Annotated in this window: 16 protein-coding genes and 1 other annotated feature; of the genes, 10 read left to right on the forward strand and 6 right to left on the reverse strand. The window is 55.8% G+C overall.

The window, feature by feature from the left end:
* Nucleotides 1-125: 125 nt before the first annotated feature.
* Nucleotides 126-395, forward strand: coding sequence for a hypothetical protein (locus AC812_RS07280; RefSeq protein WP_061919581.1), 270 nt, complete (start codon nucleotides 126-128; stop codon nucleotides 393-395).
* A 14-nt stretch (nucleotides 396-409) separates the two neighbouring features.
* Here AC812_RS07280 and AC812_RS07285 read toward each other — a convergent pair whose 3' ends face one another.
* The 4 genes from AC812_RS07285 to pheS form a co-directional block, all read right to left on the reverse strand.
* A complete protein-coding gene (locus AC812_RS07285; protein ID WP_061919583.1) occupies nucleotides 410-1,309 on the reverse strand; it encodes an SWIM zinc finger family protein in 900 nt (299 codons plus the stop codon).
* Between the two features lie 24 nt (nucleotides 1,310-1,333).
* Nucleotides 1,334-4,495, reverse strand: coding sequence for a DEAD/DEAH box helicase (locus AC812_RS07290; protein ID WP_201797739.1), 3,162 nt, complete (start codon nucleotides 4,493-4,495; stop codon nucleotides 1,334-1,336).
* A 484-nt stretch (nucleotides 4,496-4,979) separates the two neighbouring features.
* Entirely contained in the window at nucleotides 4,980-7,526 is a 2,547-nt protein-coding gene (pheT, locus tag AC812_RS07295; RefSeq protein WP_061919585.1) for a phenylalanine--tRNA ligase subunit beta, read from the reverse strand.
* Nucleotides 7,526-8,569 carry a phenylalanine--tRNA ligase subunit alpha gene (gene pheS, locus AC812_RS07300; protein ID WP_061919587.1) on the reverse strand — a complete coding sequence of 348 codons (1,044 nt, stop codon included), beginning with the start codon at nucleotides 8,567-8,569 and terminating at the stop codon, nucleotides 7,526-7,528. The genes pheT and pheS overlap by 1 nt, the downstream gene beginning before the upstream one ends.
* Before the next feature lie 46 nt (nucleotides 8,570-8,615).
* Nucleotides 8,616-8,891 (reverse strand) — a binding site (T-box leader).
* Nucleotides 8,892-8,930: 39 nt separating this feature from the next.
* Here pheS and AC812_RS07305 point away from each other — a divergent pair.
* On the forward strand, nucleotides 8,931-10,259 hold the full coding sequence (locus tag AC812_RS07305; protein ID WP_169787271.1) for an MDR family MFS transporter: 1,329 nt from the start codon (nucleotides 8,931-8,933) through the stop codon (nucleotides 10,257-10,259).
* Nucleotides 10,260-10,294: 35 nt separating this feature from the next.
* Here AC812_RS07305 and AC812_RS07310 read toward each other — a convergent pair whose 3' ends face one another.
* Together AC812_RS07310 and AC812_RS07315 are read right to left on the reverse strand one after the other, a co-directional pair.
* Nucleotides 10,295-11,218: a hypothetical protein gene (locus AC812_RS07310; protein ID WP_061919591.1), complete on the reverse strand. Its 924-nt coding sequence runs from the start codon at nucleotides 11,216-11,218 to the stop codon at nucleotides 10,295-10,297.
* Nucleotides 11,160-13,292: a YfhO family protein gene (locus AC812_RS07315; RefSeq protein WP_114676131.1), complete on the reverse strand. Its 2,133-nt coding sequence runs from the start codon at nucleotides 13,290-13,292 to the stop codon at nucleotides 11,160-11,162. The genes AC812_RS07310 and AC812_RS07315 overlap by 59 nt, the downstream gene beginning before the upstream one ends.
* A gap of 295 nt (nucleotides 13,293-13,587) precedes the next feature.
* Here AC812_RS07315 and AC812_RS07325 point away from each other — a divergent pair, with 295 nt between their 5' ends.
* From AC812_RS07325 to AC812_RS07360, 8 genes are all read left to right on the forward strand, one after another.
* Nucleotides 13,588-15,927 carry a putative monovalent cation/H+ antiporter subunit A gene (locus AC812_RS07325; protein WP_061919596.1) on the forward strand — a complete coding sequence of 780 codons (2,340 nt, stop codon included), beginning with the start codon at nucleotides 13,588-13,590 and terminating at the stop codon, nucleotides 15,925-15,927.
* A gap of 2 nt (nucleotides 15,928-15,929) precedes the next feature.
* On the forward strand, nucleotides 15,930-16,337 hold the full coding sequence (locus AC812_RS07330) for a Na+/H+ antiporter subunit B (RefSeq protein WP_061919598.1): 408 nt from the start codon (nucleotides 15,930-15,932) through the stop codon (nucleotides 16,335-16,337).
* 1 nt (nucleotide 16,338) lies between these two features.
* On the forward strand, nucleotides 16,339-16,731 hold the full coding sequence (locus AC812_RS07335) for a Na+/H+ antiporter subunit C (RefSeq protein WP_061919600.1): 393 nt from the start codon (nucleotides 16,339-16,341) through the stop codon (nucleotides 16,729-16,731).
* A complete protein-coding gene (locus AC812_RS07340) occupies nucleotides 16,731-18,224 on the forward strand; it encodes a Na+/H+ antiporter subunit D (protein WP_061919601.1) in 1,494 nt (497 codons plus the stop codon). Before AC812_RS07335 ends, AC812_RS07340 begins: the two co-directional genes overlap by 1 nt.
* Nucleotides 18,221-18,691, forward strand: a complete 471-nt coding sequence (locus AC812_RS07345; RefSeq protein WP_201797740.1) for a Na+/H+ antiporter subunit E — start codon at nucleotides 18,221-18,223, stop codon at nucleotides 18,689-18,691. The genes AC812_RS07340 and AC812_RS07345 overlap by 4 nt, the downstream gene beginning before the upstream one ends.
* On the forward strand, nucleotides 18,688-18,951 hold the full coding sequence (locus tag AC812_RS07350; RefSeq protein WP_061919603.1) for a cation:proton antiporter: 264 nt from the start codon (nucleotides 18,688-18,690) through the stop codon (nucleotides 18,949-18,951). The genes AC812_RS07345 and AC812_RS07350 overlap by 4 nt, the downstream gene beginning before the upstream one ends.
* Nucleotides 18,951-19,367 (forward strand): monovalent cation/H(+) antiporter subunit G, encoded by a 417-nt coding sequence (gene mnhG, locus AC812_RS07355; RefSeq protein WP_114676133.1) that lies wholly within the window; start codon nucleotides 18,951-18,953, stop codon nucleotides 19,365-19,367. Before AC812_RS07350 ends, mnhG begins: the two co-directional genes overlap by 1 nt.
* Nucleotides 19,368-19,436: 69 nt before the next feature.
* Complete coding sequence (locus AC812_RS07360) at nucleotides 19,437-20,372, forward strand: NAD-dependent epimerase/dehydratase family protein (protein WP_061919606.1); 936 nt, start codon at nucleotides 19,437-19,439, stop codon at nucleotides 20,370-20,372.
* Nucleotides 20,373-20,513 lie beyond the last annotated feature (141 nt).

Here is a 20,513-nt window from a genome sequence, read left to right on the forward strand (position 1 = left end):
GAAACTGTTGGTGTGGTTTTTAGCCGGTGGAACGACCCGGCTGAAGAAGGACTTTGACAACCGAGGTAATTTCCTCTATGATATTAAAAACGCTGAGATGAGGTATTTTCTCAGGAGGTGAAGCCATGCCCGGGCCTTTTCAAATGCCGCCCTTGCCTCAACTGCCCTTCTACATCAACCCTTTCCTGTTGTGGGGGATCATTCTCGTGGCTGCCGTATTGCTGGCATGGACTTTCTTCCGCTTCATTTTTGCAGAACCGGGGGAAAGAGTTGGCGCGTTGGTGCCTTTCATGCTGGTTGTGATCGGCTTGTTTTTGCTTTACCTGATCGCGGACAATGCGCCGGCAATCACGGCTTTCTTTCGCCGTCTGACCGCTCCGCTTTTTCGCTGGTGACCCTCCAGCGAAGATTAATCCTCTTCCGGCGGCGGCGCAGCAGCATCCCCATACGCCATCAGCAGGGCAAACTGGGTAATTGCGTTGTACACATCCTCTAACTGGCTCTGTAAAGTCAAGTCACTGACAAAGTCCGGCTCTCCCAGTCGCTTGAGCAGCGGCTGGGGGATTTCGGGGGCGCGCACCTGAACCGAGAAATCGCGGATATGTTCTCCAATCTGCCAGAAATGTTCAATCTGTTCTTCCAGCGGACTGTGTTCTTCCTTCGGGCGGGGCGGCGGTTGATCATCCACCTGCAAGGTTGGCGGTTCGCCGTTCGAACGCCGGGCGCGCAGCGAGGCGAGAATCTGTTCCTGCGAACGCCCGCGCATGCGGAAGAGCAGGAAGGGATCTTCGTCGAACCGCTCCCCCAGAATGTAATGTACCGCGGCAATGTGTTTGCAGGGGTTGGCTTTATCGGGGCAGGAACAGGTGGTAATCAAATCGTGGTGCGTTTGCGGAAATAGACTGACCCCAGCGCTGGCAAAGGCTTCCTCGATATTTGCCGGCATTTCCCCGGCCAGCAGTTGCGCCGCAAAAATGGCCTGATCGGCCAGCACATTCAGCACCTTGCTCCACTGGGCGTTGGTCAGGTGGGTCAATCGGATGGTAACCCGGTAGGGTTTGGGGCGGGAGCCTTGCACCCGCGCTGTGATGCCTTCCTTATCCTCATCAATGGAAATTACCTGACCCTGCCGTGCGTAGTACTTGCCGCGCGCCAGCCGCGGCGCCGAAACCAGATTTTCCATTGCTGCAATCCAGCGGCGCGCCCACCAGTTTTTTCCAAAAGATCCCCTTACGCTGTGAGCGCGGATGCCGCCGCGCACCTTGCGCGGGCTTAACCCCCATCCCCAGCCTTCCATTTCATCGTCCATAAACTCCGTTGCCTCTCCCTTGGATCACACCGGACGGCGCAGCATGACCAGTTCGCGCAGTTCCTCGGTGGACAATTCGGTCAACCACTCCTCACCGGTGCCGATGATAGACTGCGCCAGCCCCTTCTTGGATTCAATCATCTCGTCAATCCGTTCTTCCAGCGTGCCAACCGTGATGAATTTATGCACCTGTACATTGCGGGTCTGACCGATGCGGAAGGCGCGGTCGGTGGCCTGATCTTCCACCGCCGGGTTCCACCAACGGTCAAAGTGAAACACATGGCTGGCGCTGGTCAGGTTGAGTCCAAACCCGCCCGCCTTCAAAGAAAGAATGAAAATCGGCGGGGCGCTGGGGTCTTCCTGAAAACGGCGTACCATCTGATCACGCGCTGCCGGTGGAGTGCCACCGTGCAGGTAATACACCGGGCAGCCCAGCATCTGCGGCAGGTACTGGCTGAGCAGGTGTCCCATCTCGGCAAACTGAGTAAACACCAGGGCGCGGTCGCCACTCTCCAAAATTTCTTCCAGCATCTCACCCAGGCGGGTCAATTTGCCGCTGCGCCCGTTGGTGTGGTTGCCGAAAGGTTCGCGCTCAGCCGGCTGTTTAAGAAAGTGAGCCGGATGATTGCAAACCTGTTTTAACTGGGTGAGCATGGTCAACACCAGCCCGCGCCGGGTGATGCCGTCGCTTTCTTCCACTTTCTTGAGCGCATCTTTGACCACCGCCTCATACAAAGTGGCCTGTTCCTCGCTCAGGTAGCAGTATTCCTTCATCTCGATCTTTTCCGGCAAGTCCTGAATGACGCGCGGGTCACTCTTCAGCCGGCGCAGGATGAACGGTCCGACCATTTGTTTCAAACGGGTAGTGGCTTCGCGGTCGCCAAAGCGTTCGATGGGAATGGCAAACTCGCGTCGGTACTTTTCCAGCGAGCCGAGGTAACCGGGGTTGAGGAAGTGCATAATGGACCACAACTCGGTCAGCCGGTTTTCCACCGGGGTACCGGTCAACGCAAAACGGAATTCGCCAGTCAATTTGCGCGCCGCCTGCGTTTGTTTGGCAGAGGGATTCTTGATGTTTTGCGCCTCATCGAGGATCACCCCGTACCAGCGCACCGATTGAAGTGTTTCGGCATCCATACGCAGCAGGGCATAACTGGTCAGCACCAGGTCGGCATTTTGAACGGCCTGAATGAAGGCCTGATCCCGCAGCCGGTTCGGCCCCTGATGCACCATCACCTTGAGGGATGGGGCAAAGCGGCGAGTTTCGCGATCCCAGTTGGTCACAACCGAGGTAGGGCAAATCAGCAAAGTGGGAGCCGGCAACTTACCCAGCGATTCTTTTTCATACAACAACAACGCCAGCGCCTGAATGGTCTTGCCTAACCCCATGTCATCCGCCAGAATGGCCCCCAATCCCCAGCGGCGGTAGAAAGCCAGCCACGAAAAGCCAAACCGCTGATACGGACGCAGGCTGCCGTTGAGCGTAGCCGGTTGCGGCAGTTCGCTGAGGCGGTGATTGTCTGAAAGGCGGTCAAGCCACTCCGCCACCCACCCTTCCGCCTGGACTTCATCTAGCGGCAGGCCGTGGGCGGTATCGGCCCCCAGCGCCAGTTGGGCGGCTTCCAGTAGTCCCATCTGCCCACGGCGCTGCTGCTTTTCCCAAAAGCGGATGGCTGCCTCGATCTGCTCGGCATCCAGCTGCACCCACTGACCGCGCAATTGTACCAGAGGCACTTTCAGGGCAGCCAGCTGCTCAAATTCTTCGCGTGAAAGAGTGGTATCCCCCAGTGAGAGTTCCCACTCATAGTTAATCAGGGTCTGGAATGTAAAATGGGCGGGCATGCCATTCTGCAGAGGCACATCCTTTTGAGGGAACAGTTTGACCCGCACCCCAAGCCGTGCGCCGCGCTGATTCCACCACGGCGGTACCAGAATCCCAAAACCGGACTGTTCCAACAGCGGGGCTGCCTCGCGTAAAAACTGGTAGGCCGAGGTGGTGTCCAGTTCCAGACCGGTGGGGTGTTTGGCCTGTAAACTGGTGCGGATGGGGTTGAAGAACTTGGCCGCAAAGCCCAGACCCGCCAGCAACAATTCCTGGGGGTGTTTGAGATGAGCAACCGCCTTCATGTCCGCCGCACTGCGGAACCAGATATCCTCAGCCGGGATCAACAGGCTGGGGTCTCTACGGGATTGCAGCAGATATTCCAGAGTCCAGCGCGGGTTTGGCAAAGAATCGTCAGCCGGCGGTGCCGTCAGGCGCAACGCCACCCGGAAATGTTCGTCCCCGGCGGCTTCCAGATTGCGCATCCAGGCCCGCAGGCTGCTGTAAAGGGCTTTCAACTGGGCCGGGCTGGCTTTGACCCGCGGATCGGCGGTGAACAGGGCTGCCAGCCAGATGTCGAGTGTGTTCTCTTTTTCAGGCAGCAGCAATGGGGCTTTGGAGCGTCCCCAGGAGCGCGCCAGCGCGTCACAAGTCATTTTCAAGAAGCTATCCAGCAGGCTGCGCGAGGTATGACTGACCTGTTTGATGGTCTTCCCGATGGCAACCGCGCTGCTCACTTCAGCCCGGCAAATCGGCGGCATGGCGCGTTCCAGCAAAGCAAGGCGGATACCGTCTTCCTGCCCATCCAGCACCGGACGCCAGCGCGCCAAGTACATTTCCGGCTGACCTTCGGCAATCACCTGCTCCAGGGTGGGCAAAATGCGCTGCCCGGCAAGGATTTCCAGCACCAGCCCGCATACGGTTTGCCAGTAGCGCGCGTCTGGCCCCAGCATGAAGCCGCTGGTTCGGCTTTCAGCGGGCAGGTTGGCAAGCACGCCGAACGCCTTGCCGGCCGGCAGCCACAAGCCGCGCACCAGCCAGGGCAGCAATTTGGGGTTAGAAATCTCATCCGGTTCCCACTCCGGGTTCAGGTCCGGCGAGGGAAGCGGAATGTTTTGACTGGAAGGCAGACGCAGACGCACCGCGCCGATCTGGGCATCATCCAGCGGGGTACCACTGCCAATTTGCAAACGGATGGTATCCGGTTCAAGGCAGAAAGGATGATCCCGCACCTGAGTGCGTTTTGCCGCAAAACCCCGTCCGCGAGGTTCAGGCTTTTGTTCCGGGCTTTCTGCCCAGAACAAGACCCCTCCACTCTCTGTGGGACGGCGCGGCGGCTGCCAGTGAGCGTGTAATACCCACATAACGGCTTATGAATTAACCTTCGGATTCAAAAATGATACTTCCTCAACGGATTCTTAAAGTTGCAGGCAAACGCCGAATTTCGGCGAAAGGCGGTAAGTCCATCCATTCATGCTTCACACCTCAGCGGGTGTGTTCACCAACCCACTTTCCCCTCGCATTCAAATGAGCAATTTCAAAGGTTCAACACCAATATGACCAGTTGACTCGTTCATCAAGATTGTTTGTGAAGCGTCCCTCGGTCACTCAGGCATACTGCCTCGTCCCCCATCATCAAGTGACTTACTCGTCCGCTTCGGTTTAGCATAGATCAACAATCTAATTATAACCGAACTCGTAAAATTGCAAGGTTTTTTACAAGGTTGTGTTTTTGTTGGGCGTCAGCAAGAAAATCATCCAAGAATCGCCACCCGGTTAAAGTCTTGTCCGGCTGCCCTTCTTCCGTGTTTAGCCGGAGCAGGGCAGCCGGACAAACAGGCCGGCCCTCTAGCCGCGCAGTCTGGCGTTGACTTGCTGCTCCAACCGGCGGATGATCCGCTGGCGGATCTGGGCTGCTTCAGCCGCGGTAAGGGTATGATCGTCGGCCTGGTAGGTCAGGCTGTAGGCCAGACTCTTCTTGCCCGCGCCAATCTGTTCACCGCGGTAGATATCAAACAGACGCACCGCCCGCAGCATTTTGCCGCCACCCTGCCAGATGGCTTTCTCCACTTCCACCGCCGGTACATCCTCATCCACAATCACAGCAATATCTTCCAGAACCGGCGGAAAGACCGGCACGGGCTGCGTCTCGCGGCGGCTCTGGCGGCTGGCGAGGATCGCCTGCATGTCCAATTCAGCGACAATCACCGGCGGGGTCAGCAGGTCATACTGCTCTTTGACCAGCGGGTGCAGTTCCCCAAACACTCCCAAACGGACATCCCCGCTGAACAATTCAGCAGATTTGCCGGGGTGCAGGGAGGGATGGGCTGCCGGTTCAAAGCGCAGCGGTTGGAGGTGCAGGTCGCTGCCCAAGCATTCCAGAATGCCCTTCAGGTCGAAGAAATCGTAGTAAGGCGGGCGGGCATTATCCCAGGCCGGTGGCTGACGCAATCCGCTCAGGGCAATCGCCACAAAAATCGGCTCATCCGGCAAAACCTGATCCTGGCGCGGCCAGAAGACCGGCCCAATTTCAAACAGAGCCAGCCGTTCGCTCAGTCGCGCGTTCTTTTCCAGCGTATCCAGCAGCGAGGCCAGCAACGAACGGCGCATGACCGCCCGTTCCGGGTTGAGCGGATTGCGGAGGGTCAGGTATGCCGGTTCGGGCGGACGGTTCTCCGGCGGGTAGAGGCGCATCTCGCGCTGCGGGGCAGTCAGGCGGTAGTTGATGACTTCCTGCAGCCCAAAGCGAATCAAGGCCTGGCGCACCTGTTTTTCCACCTCCAACGCCGCATCCGAGCGCGGCAGCGGCAGCGGATCAGCCAGACGGGTAGAGGGGATGTTCTGGTAACCGTAAATGCGCGCAATTTCTTCGATCAAATCGGCTTTACCAGTCTCGCCGCTGCCAATATCCAGACGGTGTGGCGGGGTTTTGGCAAGCACCTCGTCCCCCTCAACCCGGCAGGTAAATTCAAGCCGGTTGAGAATTTCGGCAATCTGACCCGCGTTCAGTTCAATCCCCAGCAGACGGCGCACATCCGCTTCGCTCAGGCGGATTTCGGGGTCTTGGGGCGGTAGGGGATATTCATCCACCAGATCAGCGTACACCTGACCACCGCTCCACTCCGCCATTCGCTGTAAACACAACACAACGCCCTGTTCGGCAAGGGCTGGATGCACCCCGCGCGAAAAACGGTAAGCCGCTTCGGAATTCAAGCGCTGATGAAAGGCGGTGCGGCGCACATTGACGAAGTTCCAGGCCGCACCTTCCAGCAGCACCGTGCGGGTCTGCGGGCTGACCTCGCTTTCCAGCCCGCCCATCACGCCGGCCAGCGAGAGAGGTCCGGCCGTATCGCACACCAGCACGGTAAACGGTTCGAGGGTACGCTCCACCCCATCCAGCGTGGTCAGTTTTTCGCCCGGCTCGGCCGCGCGGGTGATGATGGTCGGCGAACCGCCGCCGGCGCGTCGCACCAGCACATCGTAATCAAAGGCATGCAGCGGTTCTCCCAGTTCCAGCATGACGTAGTTGGTCGCATCCACCACACTGTTGATCGGGCGCATGCCCGCCAGACGCAGTCGGCGCTGAACCCAGTAGGGGCTCGGCTGCGGCGTTACGCCTTCCACCAGCCCCAGCACAAAACGCGGGTTGAGGGTTGGGTCGGTGATCCGTATTGCCGCTTTGCCCTTCATCGAGGGGCCTTTTTCGGGCAGTTTTGCCTGCGGGTAACGCAGGGGTTTACCGAGCAATGCGGCCAGTTCGCGCGCCACCCCAATCATCGAGGCGTTCCGAATCATGTTGGGCAATATCGAAACTTCCAGCACGGCATCGCCCATGTAATCCACCAGCGGCACACCGGTCGGCGCGTCATCATCCAGCAGGATGATGCCCTCATGCTCATCGGAGATGCCCAGTTCCTTCTCGGAACAAACCATCGAAAACGAATCCACCCCCCGAATCCGGGCGCGTTTGAGGGTGGTCAGCACCTGACCGGGCTGGTGACCATCGTAAATGCGCGCCCCTTCACGAGCATAAGCCACCTTGATCGGTTTGGGCAGAGGGCCTTTGCCCTTGTACTCGAACAAATTGGGCGCGCCGGTCAGAACGATGATTTCACCCGTGCCGTCGTTCAAGCGGCACAGTACCAGCCGGTCGGCATTCGGGTGCGGCATGACCTCGTCAATCTGAGCAACCACAATTTTATCGGGCTGCCACGAAAGTCCGGTCACCTTGAACTCGCGCGGCGTATCGGCCGGCAGGCCGGCATACGGATCGGGCAGGCCCACCAGTTGAATCTCTTCCACCTCCAGCCCGGCCATCGTCAGGGTTCTGGCCAGATCCAGCAGGGGCAGATCAATCTCGATATAATCTTTGAGCCAGGAAAGCGGTATTTTCATCAGAACTGCTCCAGAAAACGAATATCATTCGCCCAAAAGTAACGGATATCCTCGATGTGGTACTTCAACATGGCAATCCGCTCCGGTCCAAGTCCGGCTGCAAAACCGGAATAGACCGCCGGATCATACCCGCCGTTTTGGAGCACCACCGGATGCACCATGCCGCAGCCGCCAATTTCCAGCCAGCCGCTGCCGCGGCACACCCCGCAGCCCTTGCCGCCGCAGATGAAACACTCCATGTCCACCTCTGCGCTCGGCTCGGTGAAGGGGAAGTAGGACGGCCGGAAACGGGTGCGGGCATTCTCGCCGAACATGCGCCGGGCAAAGCTTTCCAGCGTGCCTTTCAGGTCGGCAAAGGTGATGTGCTGCCCCACCGCCAGCAACTCCACCTGATTGAATTGCATCTCATGGCTGGCATTGGTCTGCTCATAGCGGTAGACCATGCCCGGCAGGATAACCCGGATCGGGTTGGGGGCCATCTCACGCATGGCGCGAATCTGACCGGGGGATGTGTGTGTCCGCAGGATGACGCCGGGGGTGGTGGTGTGAAAGGTATCCCACATATCCCGGGCCGGATGATGAGCGGGGATGTTGAGCAGTTCAAAGTTCATCTCCTCCGTCTCCACTTCCGGCGAGCGGTAAATTTGAAAGCCCATCTCGATAAAGATAGCGCAGATTTCATCCAGCGCCTGCGTAGCCGGGTGAGCCCGGCCGAAAGCCGGTAACCGCCCCGGCAGGGTCACATCCAGCCGTTCGGCGGTCAGTTTGCGTTCCAACGCTTCGCGGCGTAGCACGGCGGCGCGTTCTTCCAGCGCATTTTCCAGCGCTACCTTGACCTGATTGGCTTTCTGCCCGACTTGCTGGCGCAGCTCTTTGGGAATGCTGCCCATCCGCGCAAAGACCTGCATCACCGGCGCGCTGCGCCCCAGATGGGCGGTGCGCCAGCCGACCAGTTGGGCTTCATCCTGAATCTGTTGCAAGGCGTCCAGTCCATTTTGTAAAATGCGGTCAAGTTCTTCCAAGATGTTTTCGGAATCGTTCACGTTTACCTCCCGATTCGATTTGCGGTGAATAAAAATCCCGTCCCGGTCAAGGGACGGGAGGGATTTTCCCGCGGTACCACCCTGCTTGGCTGCCGGTGTAGCAGCCCACTCAACCCAACGGTTCTACCATCCGGCAGAACGATTGGAGCGCCGGTTAACGCTGGCGATGCGGCCCGAACTACTGGCTCTCGCTAAGGAGAGCGTTCCCCCGGGCGGCTCAGGAGGGAACTTCGACCGGTTTCTGCCGGGCTGGGGTTTCAGTCTGCGCCCCGGCCTCCCTGTCGGTTTCCGCCGGTTTACTTTCCTCCGTCATTGCCGTTTGCGGATATGGAATATCCTTATTATCTTCAGAATGAACGGCTTGTCAAGGACAAAAATTTTTTCTTCTCTGCCGCCGTCCTGCGCCAATCGTAGTAAAATCAATCCGGCTTTTACCTGCACCCTGTCTTCTCTCTACCCTATGCGACGATTGTTTGAAACCCGCTTTCCGGCTCAATTCTGGCTGATGTTTGCCGGAATGCTGATCAGCACCATCGGCGCCAGCATGATCTGGCCTTTTTTGATGATTTACGTCAGCGAGAGGCTGAACATGCCGCTGACCGTCAGCGCCGGCTTGTTGACCATCAATTCCGTCTGCGGACTGATCAGTTCCTTCATCGCCGGGCCGGTGATTGACCGTCTCGGGCGCAAGTGGGTCATGGCTATCAGTCTGCTGCTCAACGGCCTGGGGTACTTACTGATGAGCCGCGCTGAAACTTACCCGGCCTTCGTCCTGTTAATGATTCTGCAGGGCTCGGCCAACCCGCTCTACCGCGTCGGCGCCGATGCAATGATGGCCGATTTGATTCCGCCCGAAAAACGGGTGGACGGCTATTCGCTGATGCGCCTGAGCAACAACGTCGGTGTGGCCATCGGGCCGGCCGTGGGCGGTTTGATCGCCTCGGTTTCGTATCAATTTGCATTTTATGGCGCAGCCGCCGGCTTAGCCATATACGGCTTGCTGATTGCCTTTCTGGCGCGCGAAACCCTCCCCCAGACCGGCAATGAAGCAGCCGATCTGCCCCAAAAGTCCGAAAGGTTTGGCGGTTACGGGCGTGTGCTGCGCGACCAACCCTATATGACCTTTCTGTTGGCGTTCATCTTCACCCAATTGAGCGCCTCGATTATGTGGGTGCTGCTTTCGGTGTATGCCAAAACCCATTATGGCGTTACCGAGCGATTATATGGCCTGATTCCGATGACCAATGCCCTCATGGTGGTCTTTTTCCAGATCCCGGTTACCATGCTCACCCGCCGGTTCAGTCCTCTGCCGGTTCTGGCGTTAGGCGGCTTGCTGTACGGGCTGGGCGTGGGCAGCGTGGCGTTCGGGGCGGGGTTCTGGGGCTTCTGGCTCAGCATGGTGGTCATGACCCTTGGTGAGCTGGTGCTGGTGCCGACTTCCTCCACCTACGCCGCCAATTTAGCCCCTGCCGACATGCGCGGGCGATACATGAGCCTTTACGGCCTGACCTGGAACGTAGCCGCCGGAATTGGCCCGGTGGCCGGCGGCTTTTTGAACGACTGGTTCAGCCCGCAGGCAATCTGGTACGGTGGCGGGTTGTGCGGCATTTTCAGCGCGCTGTTGTTCATCTTCTTCTGGCTGCGCCGCCCGGCGGCAAAAATAGCAGAAGAAAGGTTGACATCACCCTGATTGACATCTTTATTAAGTCAATTGGCGTAAAAGTTCTAACCGTTGATAACCCTCAACCATCGCAAGTAGCGGCTATCAGGATAACGCTGTGCTGCTAGATTAAGCCAAACCCATGGCACAAACCCCCATCCCAACCACCACCCCAACGGCCCAAACCAATTGGATGAAAGAGTCAGGAAAGACAATAGCAAAGCAATAGCCGCTGCACGTGGTCTCAAGCGGGCAATAGCAGGCGTTATCGGCAACAAATTATAGAAAATAACATGAGGAGAGATGAAAGCCCCGCTCGCCATCAACATGTCCATATCACCTCTCGAAAACCAGATGGTCAGCAAAAAAAAGGGCAATCCCCACCAGCCCAAACCGATATTTTGTTCATAGCGTCCTTCGGCATAAAAACTTTCCGCTAACAGCATTGTATTCGGCCAATTACCCCAGATTACAATAGAAACTATTAACCAGAAAAACAGGCCTACGAGATAAGACCGTCTGGCACCTAAGGCAAATACAGCGATTTGCGGCTTAATCAGAGATAGAGGTACCAACCAAGGCAGTCCTAACAAACCCAGAACCACTAAGCCCTCTAATTGACCAAGAAACACCGTCCAAAGCAACGGCAGACAGAAAAAAGCGGCTATTGCGCTAATTGGATGGACGGAACGCTGAATGGTTGCAAGCGAGAAAGCGGCCAAGGTTATCCCAACCAATAGGGGGTAGGTAAGAAACTGTATAATGTAAACAGTCCATGGGGGGTAAAATGGAGGAACTCGTTGAATGCCGAAAAAGTGAACCCAATCAAAAGCGAAGAAGCCATCTGCCGGAATCAAAGTAGCAGCACAGGAAAATATAAGGGTCAAAATGAAGAAGAGCGGAAGCGTCACCCGAAACGGTAATTTGTTCTTATAAATTTCCTGTTCTGGAAATAAAGGATCGATCTTTTGCCACCAGCGAACGAACATAGTCCCTCCCGATATACAGCAATATTAGCCAGCTAAACAAACTGAGCCCCAAACCACTGTAAAATGATAAAGGTCTGAATCGCATCTCAATTGTGTGCCTGCCGGGTGAAATTTTAATTCCTCTCAATAAACCATCCACAACTTCAACAGACACGGATTGACCATTTACTTTTGCTCTCCATCCCGGGTAATACACTTCACTAAAAACCACCATCTGATCTGTACGCGAGTCCACTTCTGCAATTATCAGGTCTGGAGACCAGTATCGGACAACAACCGAACCCTGCTGACTGAGCCAAACACGTTCTCGGTACAACGGGTTGAGATACACATACACATTTCCAAAATCACCGTCTATTTGCGAAGAGATATTCATTGGAAAATTTGAGACAATGTATTTGACATTGAGGAGACCCAGTTTTTCAAGATCAGGTGAGGATGCAACTTGAAACAATTCAGGTGGGGATTTTTCGTCAAGGTATATTGATGGGACACTGACGCTATATCCCTCCGCTGGAATCCTGCTCGCTTCTGCCATAAATTGGCTGTAAGACTTGAGCCTGAGCGGATTTACCCCCTCGGCAGTTTGAAGTTGATGTGGTAGTGGAATACTGTACGAAGGAGAATACACTCGAAACAAAGCCGGTTGATTTTCCAGCCATCTCACTACAGGCGGCGATGGTTCTAGGGGTACACTGCGTAGAAAAGATGTATTGACCCATAGCAGATCTATCACCGCGAGAGAAACAATAGCCATAACGCAGGATATTCGCGGCTTATGAATTAAGAGATTAATCAAAATTAGGGCAATTGGTAGAATTACTGCGAAAACCAGCAGCCCACCGGGCAGAGGTGGATACAAAACCGCCACACCACCTGCCAGAATGACAGAGAATAATGAAAAAAATATTGACAAACGAAGAGTGATTTTTGAAATAGACTGAGGAATCGCGACTGTCAAAAGATGATTCAGACCGTATCCTGCCAAGACAACCACTGCAAAAACAACAAAGAACCACATGCGTGAGGGGACACGCAGCCAGCCAAGACCAGGCAAAAGTTCACTAATAAAGGGAAAAAGAAAACTATGATTGCCTAAAGAGAAAAGAACGCCAAATAATATCAGGCTTAGCCAGAACCAATTTTGTTTTTTTACTCCAAAAAAGGCTAATACAACAGCAACTAGTCCTATGTAGGTAATTAATTCATAAATGATCCCTAATTGAGGGGTTATAGCCCCTATCAAGTTATGAACATTCAATGAAAGAATAGCCCTTTCGGAAGTAGAAAGAACAGCTCTGTCCGATTGCGGCATAAACTCAATCAGTGGGAAGATTAAACTGCTTGTCAACAAAACTGTACCAAAACCCAAAAGGAATAATCCACGAAAAACTTTTGAGATAGACAATTTGCGGTAAGGCAAGTAACCCAACAAAAATGCCAAACCAATCAGACCACACAAAAATCCCCAGCGAATATCAATTAACACGATTGTCGAAAGCACCGCTGAAGAAAGCAAAACCCGGCGGTAATCTGAAAAACGTTCAGCAGCAAATCTGAGCGAGCATAGCAACCATGGCAACCAGCAAATTGCATACACTGATGAAACCTGACCACCGCCAACATAGCCAATCAACTTCGATGTACCCATCCACACCGCAGATGAAAAAATTGCCGCTGCAGGAGCAATTCCCAATCTTCTAAGAAACAAATAAAGCCCCCATCCGCTCCAGGTTAAGTGCAAAACGAAAAGTAATGTAAAAGTCACTGGCTCAGGAAATATAAAGGTCAACCAGTTTGGAAGATAGCTATAGCCGGCAAGAGGGTCGGCAACCAGTGGTGTTCCTGAGAGCATACTACTGTTCCATAATGGCGGGTGCCCATCCATCAACCAACGCTGGTGAATAAACCGGGAGTATGCCAGATGAGACAGGACAAAATCTGTAGTAACCTGTGGAAACTTCGTAGTGGGGATGTAATTCGGGTGAATAACCAATGGCCACAGGTAGACCAGTGATAGAAAAAAGGATAATCCAAGCGGGGTAGTCAGTGGGAAAGGTTTACGAGTGTTCATTTTGAAATATACTAATCAAGGATTATTTTACTTAAAATCAGATTTATCGGCTGTATTTTTTCTGGATTACCTTGCTCGGTTCGTACGCGCACAAATTGATATCAGCAGCGAATGCAGTCCGCATCTTTGGGTTCCGATCAAGCCTTACGCGTTCAACTTGACAACCTGTACCTTTATTCAGTATATTTGGTACGGATTTTAACCGGGGGAACCGTAACTTCGCGGGGAGAAGTCTGGTTTACCCTGTAACATTGCTGCGCTTTTTATCATCCATATCAAGAAGAAAGCAAGGACGATGGACATTGTTCTGCCCACCGCTATTCTGCTCCTGTTGATCCTTTCGGGATTTGCGCCTTTCATCCAGCAGGCGCAGCCTCACCGCGCCGGTCTGCTGATGGCTGTTTTGCCGGCCGGTCTGTTTTTGACCCTGCTCGGCCGCTTGTCTGCTGTTCTGGCCGGGCAGGTTTTCACCTATCAACTGGCCTGGGCTGAGGCTTTGGGGGTGAGATTCTCTCTCTACCTCGATGGACTCGGCTTGCTTTTCAGCCTGCTGATTCTGGGCATCGGTGCGTTGGTTCTGATCTACGGCGGCAGTTACCTGCACGGTCATCATCAACTGGGACGTTTTTACGCCTTCATTTTGCTGTTCATGGCCGCAATGCTCGGCGTCGTCGTCAGCAATAATGCCCTGACGCTGTTTGTGTTCTGGGAATTGACCAGCATCAGTTCCTTTCTGCTGATTGGTTTTGACCATGAAAAAGAAGGCTCGCGGTTTGCTGCCCTGCAGGCCTTGCTGGTCACCGGTGGGGGCGGACTGGCGATGCTGGCCGGGTTGGTTCTGCTCGGCCAGATTGGCGGCACTTACGAAATCAGCCAGCTCAATCAGATGGCAGATATCTTGCGGGCTTCTCCGCTGTTCTTGCCTGCCTTCCTGCTCATTCTGGCCGGTGCGCTGACCAAATCGGCTCAGTACCCGTTTCATTTCTGGCTGCCGGGCGCCATGGCTGCCCCAACCCCGGTCAGCGCTTATCTGCACTCGGCCACCATGGTCAAAGCCGGGGTGTACCTGCTCGCCCGGCTCAGCCCGATATTCAGCGCCACCCCTGAATGGCAAACTCTGGTGACCGGTTTTGGGCTGGCTACATTTTTAGCCGGAGCGTTGCTGGCCATCGGTCAGGTAGATTTGAAAAAATTGCTGGCTTACACCACCGTCGCTTCGCTGGGAACGATGGTGATGCTGCTCGGTTGGGGCAGCGATCTGGCGATCAAAGCGGCAATGCTCTATCTTTTTTCGCACGCCCTCTACAAAGGCGCTCTGTTTCTGGTTGCCGGTGCGGTGGATCACGAAACCGGCACGCGGGATGTCAGCAAGTTAAGCGGTCTGCGCCGCGCCATGCCGCGTACTGCGCTTGCCGCCGGGTTGGCAGCTCTTTCGATGGCCGGTTTGCCACCCGCCCTGGGTTTCATTGCCAAAGAAGTGATGTATGAAACCACCCTCGCCGCTCAGCCGGTATCCGGTTGGTTAACTGCCGGAGCGCTGATCGGCAATGCGCTGCTGGTGGCGGTTTCCGGTCTGGTCGGGTTAAAGCCGTTCTTCGGCGCAGCGGGCCAAACACCCCGCCATCCCCACCCCGCTCCGCTCTCGCTGGATTTGCCGCCCCTGCTGCTGGCAGGGCTGGGCTTGCTGGGCGGTCTGTTGCCGATGACCCTGGCTGCGCCGCTGGTGCAGGCATCGGCGCAGGCGGTCTTGATCCAGCCGCTCAAAGTCAAGTTAGCCCTCTGGCACGGTCTAAATCCGATGCTCGCCCTCAGTACGCTGACGCTGGCATTGGGGATAGGGCTGTACGTTGGCTGGCAACCGGTTTGGGGCTTTACGGCTCGCCTGCGCTGGCTCGGTCGCTTTGGCCCGGCCCACGCCTATCAGGTGGGGCTGGAAAACCTGCGCCGCTTTGCGGCCTGGCTGACTTACCGCCTGCAAAACGGCTACCTGCGGTTCTATCTGATGACCATCATCCTGACCACAGTCGCTCTGGCAGGGCTGGCTTACTTGAGAAGCACCAATGGGCTGATCCTGCGCAACGATTGGGGAGCCATCAATTTCTACGAAGTTGTGCTGGGCGTATTGATCATCCTCGCCGCGCTTACGATTACCCGCACCCGTTCCCGTCTGGCAACCATCGCCATCATGGGCATTGTCGGCTACGGTCTGGCGCTGATTTATCTGCTGTACGGCGCGCCGGACCTCGCCATGATTCAATTTGCCATCGAAACCCTGACGGTGATTCTGTTTGTGCTGGTGGTCTACCGCCTGCCCAAATTCACCCGTCTGACCAGTCCGCCAGCCCGGCTGGCCGATTTTCTGGTAGCGATGACCGGCGGCCTGTTGATGACCCTCCTCACCCTGATCGTAACCGCCCGCCCGGTTGTTCCGCATATCTCCGAGTATTTCCTGCAAAATGCGCTGCCCCTGGCGAACGGGCGCAATGTGGTCAATGTCATTCTGGTAGATTTCCGCGGTTTTGACACGCTCGGTGAAATTACCGTGCTGGCATTGGCCGGCATCGGCGTCTATGCTCTCATCCGCCTGACAATCGGGCGGCGCCAGGTGATTATCCCACCGGCGGAGGAGGAATAAACATGGGCTCGATCATCCTCCATCTGGCTGCCCGTTACCTGATGCCCTTGCTGCTGGTCTTTTCGGTGTTCCTGCTGATTCGTGGTCACAATGAAATTGGCGGCGGCTTCGTGGGCGGGCTGGTAGCCGCAGCGGCCTTCATCCTCTACGCCATCGCCAACAATGTTCAGGAAGCCCGGCGGATCTTGCGTGTCCATCCCCGTGCGCTGATCGCCAGCGGCTTGCTGGTTGCCCTGTCCAGCGGGCTGGTTGGCTGGCTGACCGGTAAACCGTTTATGACCGGCCTCTGGCTGAAAGACCCCCTGCCGGTGATCGGTAAAATTGGCACGCCTTTGATGTTCGATGTCGGCGTGTATCTGGTGGTGGTCGGCGTAACCCTGCTGATCATCTTTACACTGGCGGAGGAGTGAGATGACTTTATTACTTGCAATTGTGATTGGCGTTTTGTTCACGGTGGGTTTGTACATGATGATGCGCCGCAGCCTGACTAAGGTGCTGATTGGGCTGATGTTGCTCGGTCAGGCAATCAACCTGCTAATTTTCACCACCGGACGCTTACAGCGTGCCAAACCGCCCCTGATTCCGCTGGGTGCAGAGCAAATCAGCCAGTCTGCCGACCCCTTGCCCCAGGCGCTGATCCTGACGGCAATCGTGATCAGTTTTGGGGTAACCGCCTTTGCGCTGGTGCTGGCGCGTCAAACCTACACCGTCCTCGGCACTAATGATATGAACGAATTACGCGATACCGACATCATCCCCAAGTATCATCCGGAATCCGTGCCGGAAGAAGAGGAGGGTTTGTAGTGCAAACCGTACTCCTCCCATTACTGATTCCTTTGGTATTCATTGTGCTGACCCTGTTTGCCTGGAACGCTCCGCGCTTGCAGCGGATGCTTTCCCTGTTCGGTAGCAGCGCCTTATTGCTGGCGGCCCTCAGCCTGCTGGCACAGGTGCAAACCGGCGAGATTGCCGTGACCCAAATCGGCAACTGGCCGGCTCCCTACGGGATTACCCTGGTGGCCGACTTGTTCAGCGCCATCATGCTGACCATCACCGGAGTAGTTGCCGTTCTGGTGGCAATTTACTCGCTGGAAGGAATTGACGAAAATCGGGTGGCTCACGGCTTCTACCCCTTGTTCTTTGCTCTGCTGATGGGCGTCTGCGGCGCTTTTCTCACAGGGGATATTTTCAACCTGTATGTGTGGTTCGAAGTGATGCTGATGGCTTCCTTTGTCCTGATGGCGCTGGGTGGTGAACGCGCCCAACTGGAAGGCGCCATCAAGTATGTCATCCTCAACCTGACTTCCTCGGCGCTGTTCCTCTCGGCAACCGGTATCCTTTACAGTGTCGCCGGTACGCTCAACATGGCCGATCTTTCAATCCGCTTGCCGGAAGTCAACTCCCCCGGCCTGGTGACCACCATTGCCATGCTCTATCTGGTTGCTTTCGGCATCAAAGCGGCCATTTTTCCGCTGTTCTTCTGGCTGCCGGCCTCGTACCACACCCCGCCGGTCGCCGTTACCGCCCTCTTCTCTGGCCTGCTGACCAAAGTGGGCGTGTATTCTCTGGTGCGGGTATTCACCCTGCTCTTTCTAACCGATGTAGCCTTTACGCACACGGTTTTACTGGTGCTGGGCGGTTTCACGATGGTGGTGGGTGTGTTAGGGGCAGCGGCTCAGTACGATATGCGCCGGTTGCTTTCTTTCCATATCGTCAGTCAGATTGGCTACCTGCTGATGGGACTGGGGTTGTACAGCCGCGCCGGCCTGGCCAGCACCATTTTCTTCATGGCGCATGTCATCGCCGCCAAGGCAGCCCTGTTTCTGGTGGCTGGCATCATCCGGCGCGTCAGCGGTTCGTTCGACCTGCGGCGGGTCGGAGGATTGTACCGCGATCAACCGTGGCTGGCCATTCTCTTCCTGATCCCGGCCCTTTCCCTGGCCGGTTTACCACCGCTTTCCGGCTTTTTTGGCAAACTGGCGCTGGTACGGGCCGGTTTGGCACAGGGTCAATACGCCATTGTAGCGGTTTCCCTGGCCGTCAGCCTGTTGACCCTCTTTTCGATGACCAAAATCTGGATGGAAGCCTTCTGGAAGCCCATTCCCGAAAAAGCCCCGTCGCAGAACCGTGAGGCTGGTTACAAATTTTCGCTGGTATTTCCGGCACTGGCCATGGGACTGATCAGTGTGGTGCTGGGTGTTCTGGCTCAACCGGTTTACGGCCTTGCCGATCAAGCCGCAGGGGTGCTGATGCAGCCGGCTTTGTATGCGGCGGCTGTTTTAGGAGGGCTGCGATGACCATCTTCCTGCTCAACGTCCTCCTGGCACTGGCGTGGTCAGCGCTTTCGGCGCAGTTTGACCCGCCCAATCTCATTTTCGGTTTTTTGCTTGGCTATCTGGTCTTGTGGCTGACGGTGCGCGGCGAAAACCGCTCCTACTTTACCCGCGTGCCGCGCGTGCTGTCCTTCATGGCCTTCTTTCTAAAAGAGCTGGTTAAGGCCAATCTCAACCTGGCCATCACCGTCTTGCGAAGGGACATGAACCTGAAACCGGGCGTGGTGGCCGTTCCGATTGACTTACCCAACGATGCGGCGATCACCTTGCTGGTCAATCTGGTTACCCTCACCCCCGGCACCCTTGCCTTGGATGTTTCCAGCGACCGCATGATGGTTTACATCCACACATTAAATGCCAGCGACCCGCAAGAATTTCGGCGCTACATGCAGGAAGGATTTGTTCGGCGGGTGAAGGAGTTGTTTCAATGAATATCGAAGTGTTGTATTTCCTTGCCCTGGCGATGATCAGTCTTGGACTGGTGCTGGCTTTTATCCGGCTGGTGCGCGGGCCAAGCCTGCCCGACCGGGTGGTGGCGATTGATCTGGTAGTTGCCCTGGCCATTGGGATTATCGCCAGTTACGCCATCCTGTTCGACCAGCCGGCCTTTCTGGATGTTGCCATCATCATTGCCCTGATTTCTTTTTTGGGGACAATTGCCTTTGCTTACTACATCGAGCGGAGGGTGTGATGCTGCGCGAATGGATTGTTGCAATTGTGATGATTTTGGGAGCCGCCTTCATGCTGATCGCCAGCATTGGGTTGCTGCGCATGCCGGATTTGTTTTCGCGCATGTCAGCCACATCCAAGGCAGCCACGCTTGGTGCCGGTTTGGTTATGCTGGCAGCTGCCCTGTATTTCAGCGAATCCGGTATTACCCTGCGGGTTTTAGCCATCATCGTCTTTCTGCTGCTCACCGTACCGGTTGCCGCCCACATGATCGGCCGGGCAGCGTACTTCGATGGTGTTCCTCTGTGGAAAGGTACCTTGATTGATGACCTGCGCGGACATTACCGCACCAGCGATCATCAACTGGTGCGGGATGCCGCGGAATCGCCCGAGTTTGCAATTCCGGAAGGCGAGGAAGGGGATGATTTTTTCAATTAGGGCGGAGTGGATATGCTATAATCCGCGTGGAACTCCAATCCTCACAATTTCCGGGATGACGAACAGCCAATGAGATTTCTAATCACCGGTGCAGCCGGCTTCCTCGGTTCGGCGCTGGCAAATCGTCTGGTGCAGGAAGGCCATTCGGTACGCGGGCTGGATGACCTTTCCACAGGTGATCCCTCCGCGCTCTCCCCCGAAGTTCATTTTGTGCGCGGCGATGTTAACGACCGCCCCAAACTGTGGACTCTTTTGCAAGAAATTGACTGCGTGTACCACCTGGCCGCCAAAGTACTGGTGCCCGAATCGGTGTTGTACCCACGCGAATACAACGAGGTCAACGTTGGCGGCACGGTTACACTGATGGAAGCCATGCGGGATGTGGGCGTTCGGCGGGTGGTGTTGATTTCTTCCGGTGCAATTTACGGCAATCAGGAAATTCAGCCGGTCAGCGAGGATGCCATCCCCAACCCCCGTTCGCCCTATGCCGTTTCCAAGCTGGCGGCCGAGTACTACGTCAAGACCATTGGGCGTTTGTGGGGCATCGAAACGGTTTGTCTGCGGGTCTTCAACGCCTATGGGCCGGGTCAGCACCTGCCCCCGGTTCATGCGCCGGTCTTGCTCAACTTTTTGCGGCAGGCGCTCCAAAACGGGACGCTGGTGGTGCATGGGGATGGAACTCAAACCCGTGATTATGTGTACGTGGATGATGTTGTTCAAGCCATGATTGCCGCATCAACCGCGCCGGGAGTGGATCAAATGACCATTAATGTCGGCAGCGGGGTGGAAACCAGTGTGCGCGATCTGGTCAAGGTGGTCATCTCGGTCACCGGCAACGAGCCGGAGGTTGTCTACAACCCGCGCAGCGACGGCGGGCCGGCGCGCATGTGCGCCGATTTACGACGGGCTGCTGCCCTCTTGAATTATCACCCCTCAATTTCTCTGGAAACCGGCCTGCGTTTGACCCTGGAACGCGATCCGCGCCTGCGTCCGCGCAATGGATAAGCCGAACTTATCAGGACATCTGAACCTGTCAATTTTTTGTCCACACCCAGGGGGTATGCTGATAGCATCGAGGTTTATACCTCTTCTTTGCTCCTGAAATTCCAACTATTTTGCTTAAACCCATTTTATACTCACCGTAAA

The organism is Bellilinea caldifistulae (assembly GCF_001306055.1).
In the GTDB taxonomy this organism is placed as follows: domain Bacteria; phylum Chloroflexota; class Anaerolineae; order Anaerolineales; family Anaerolineaceae; genus Bellilinea; species Bellilinea caldifistulae.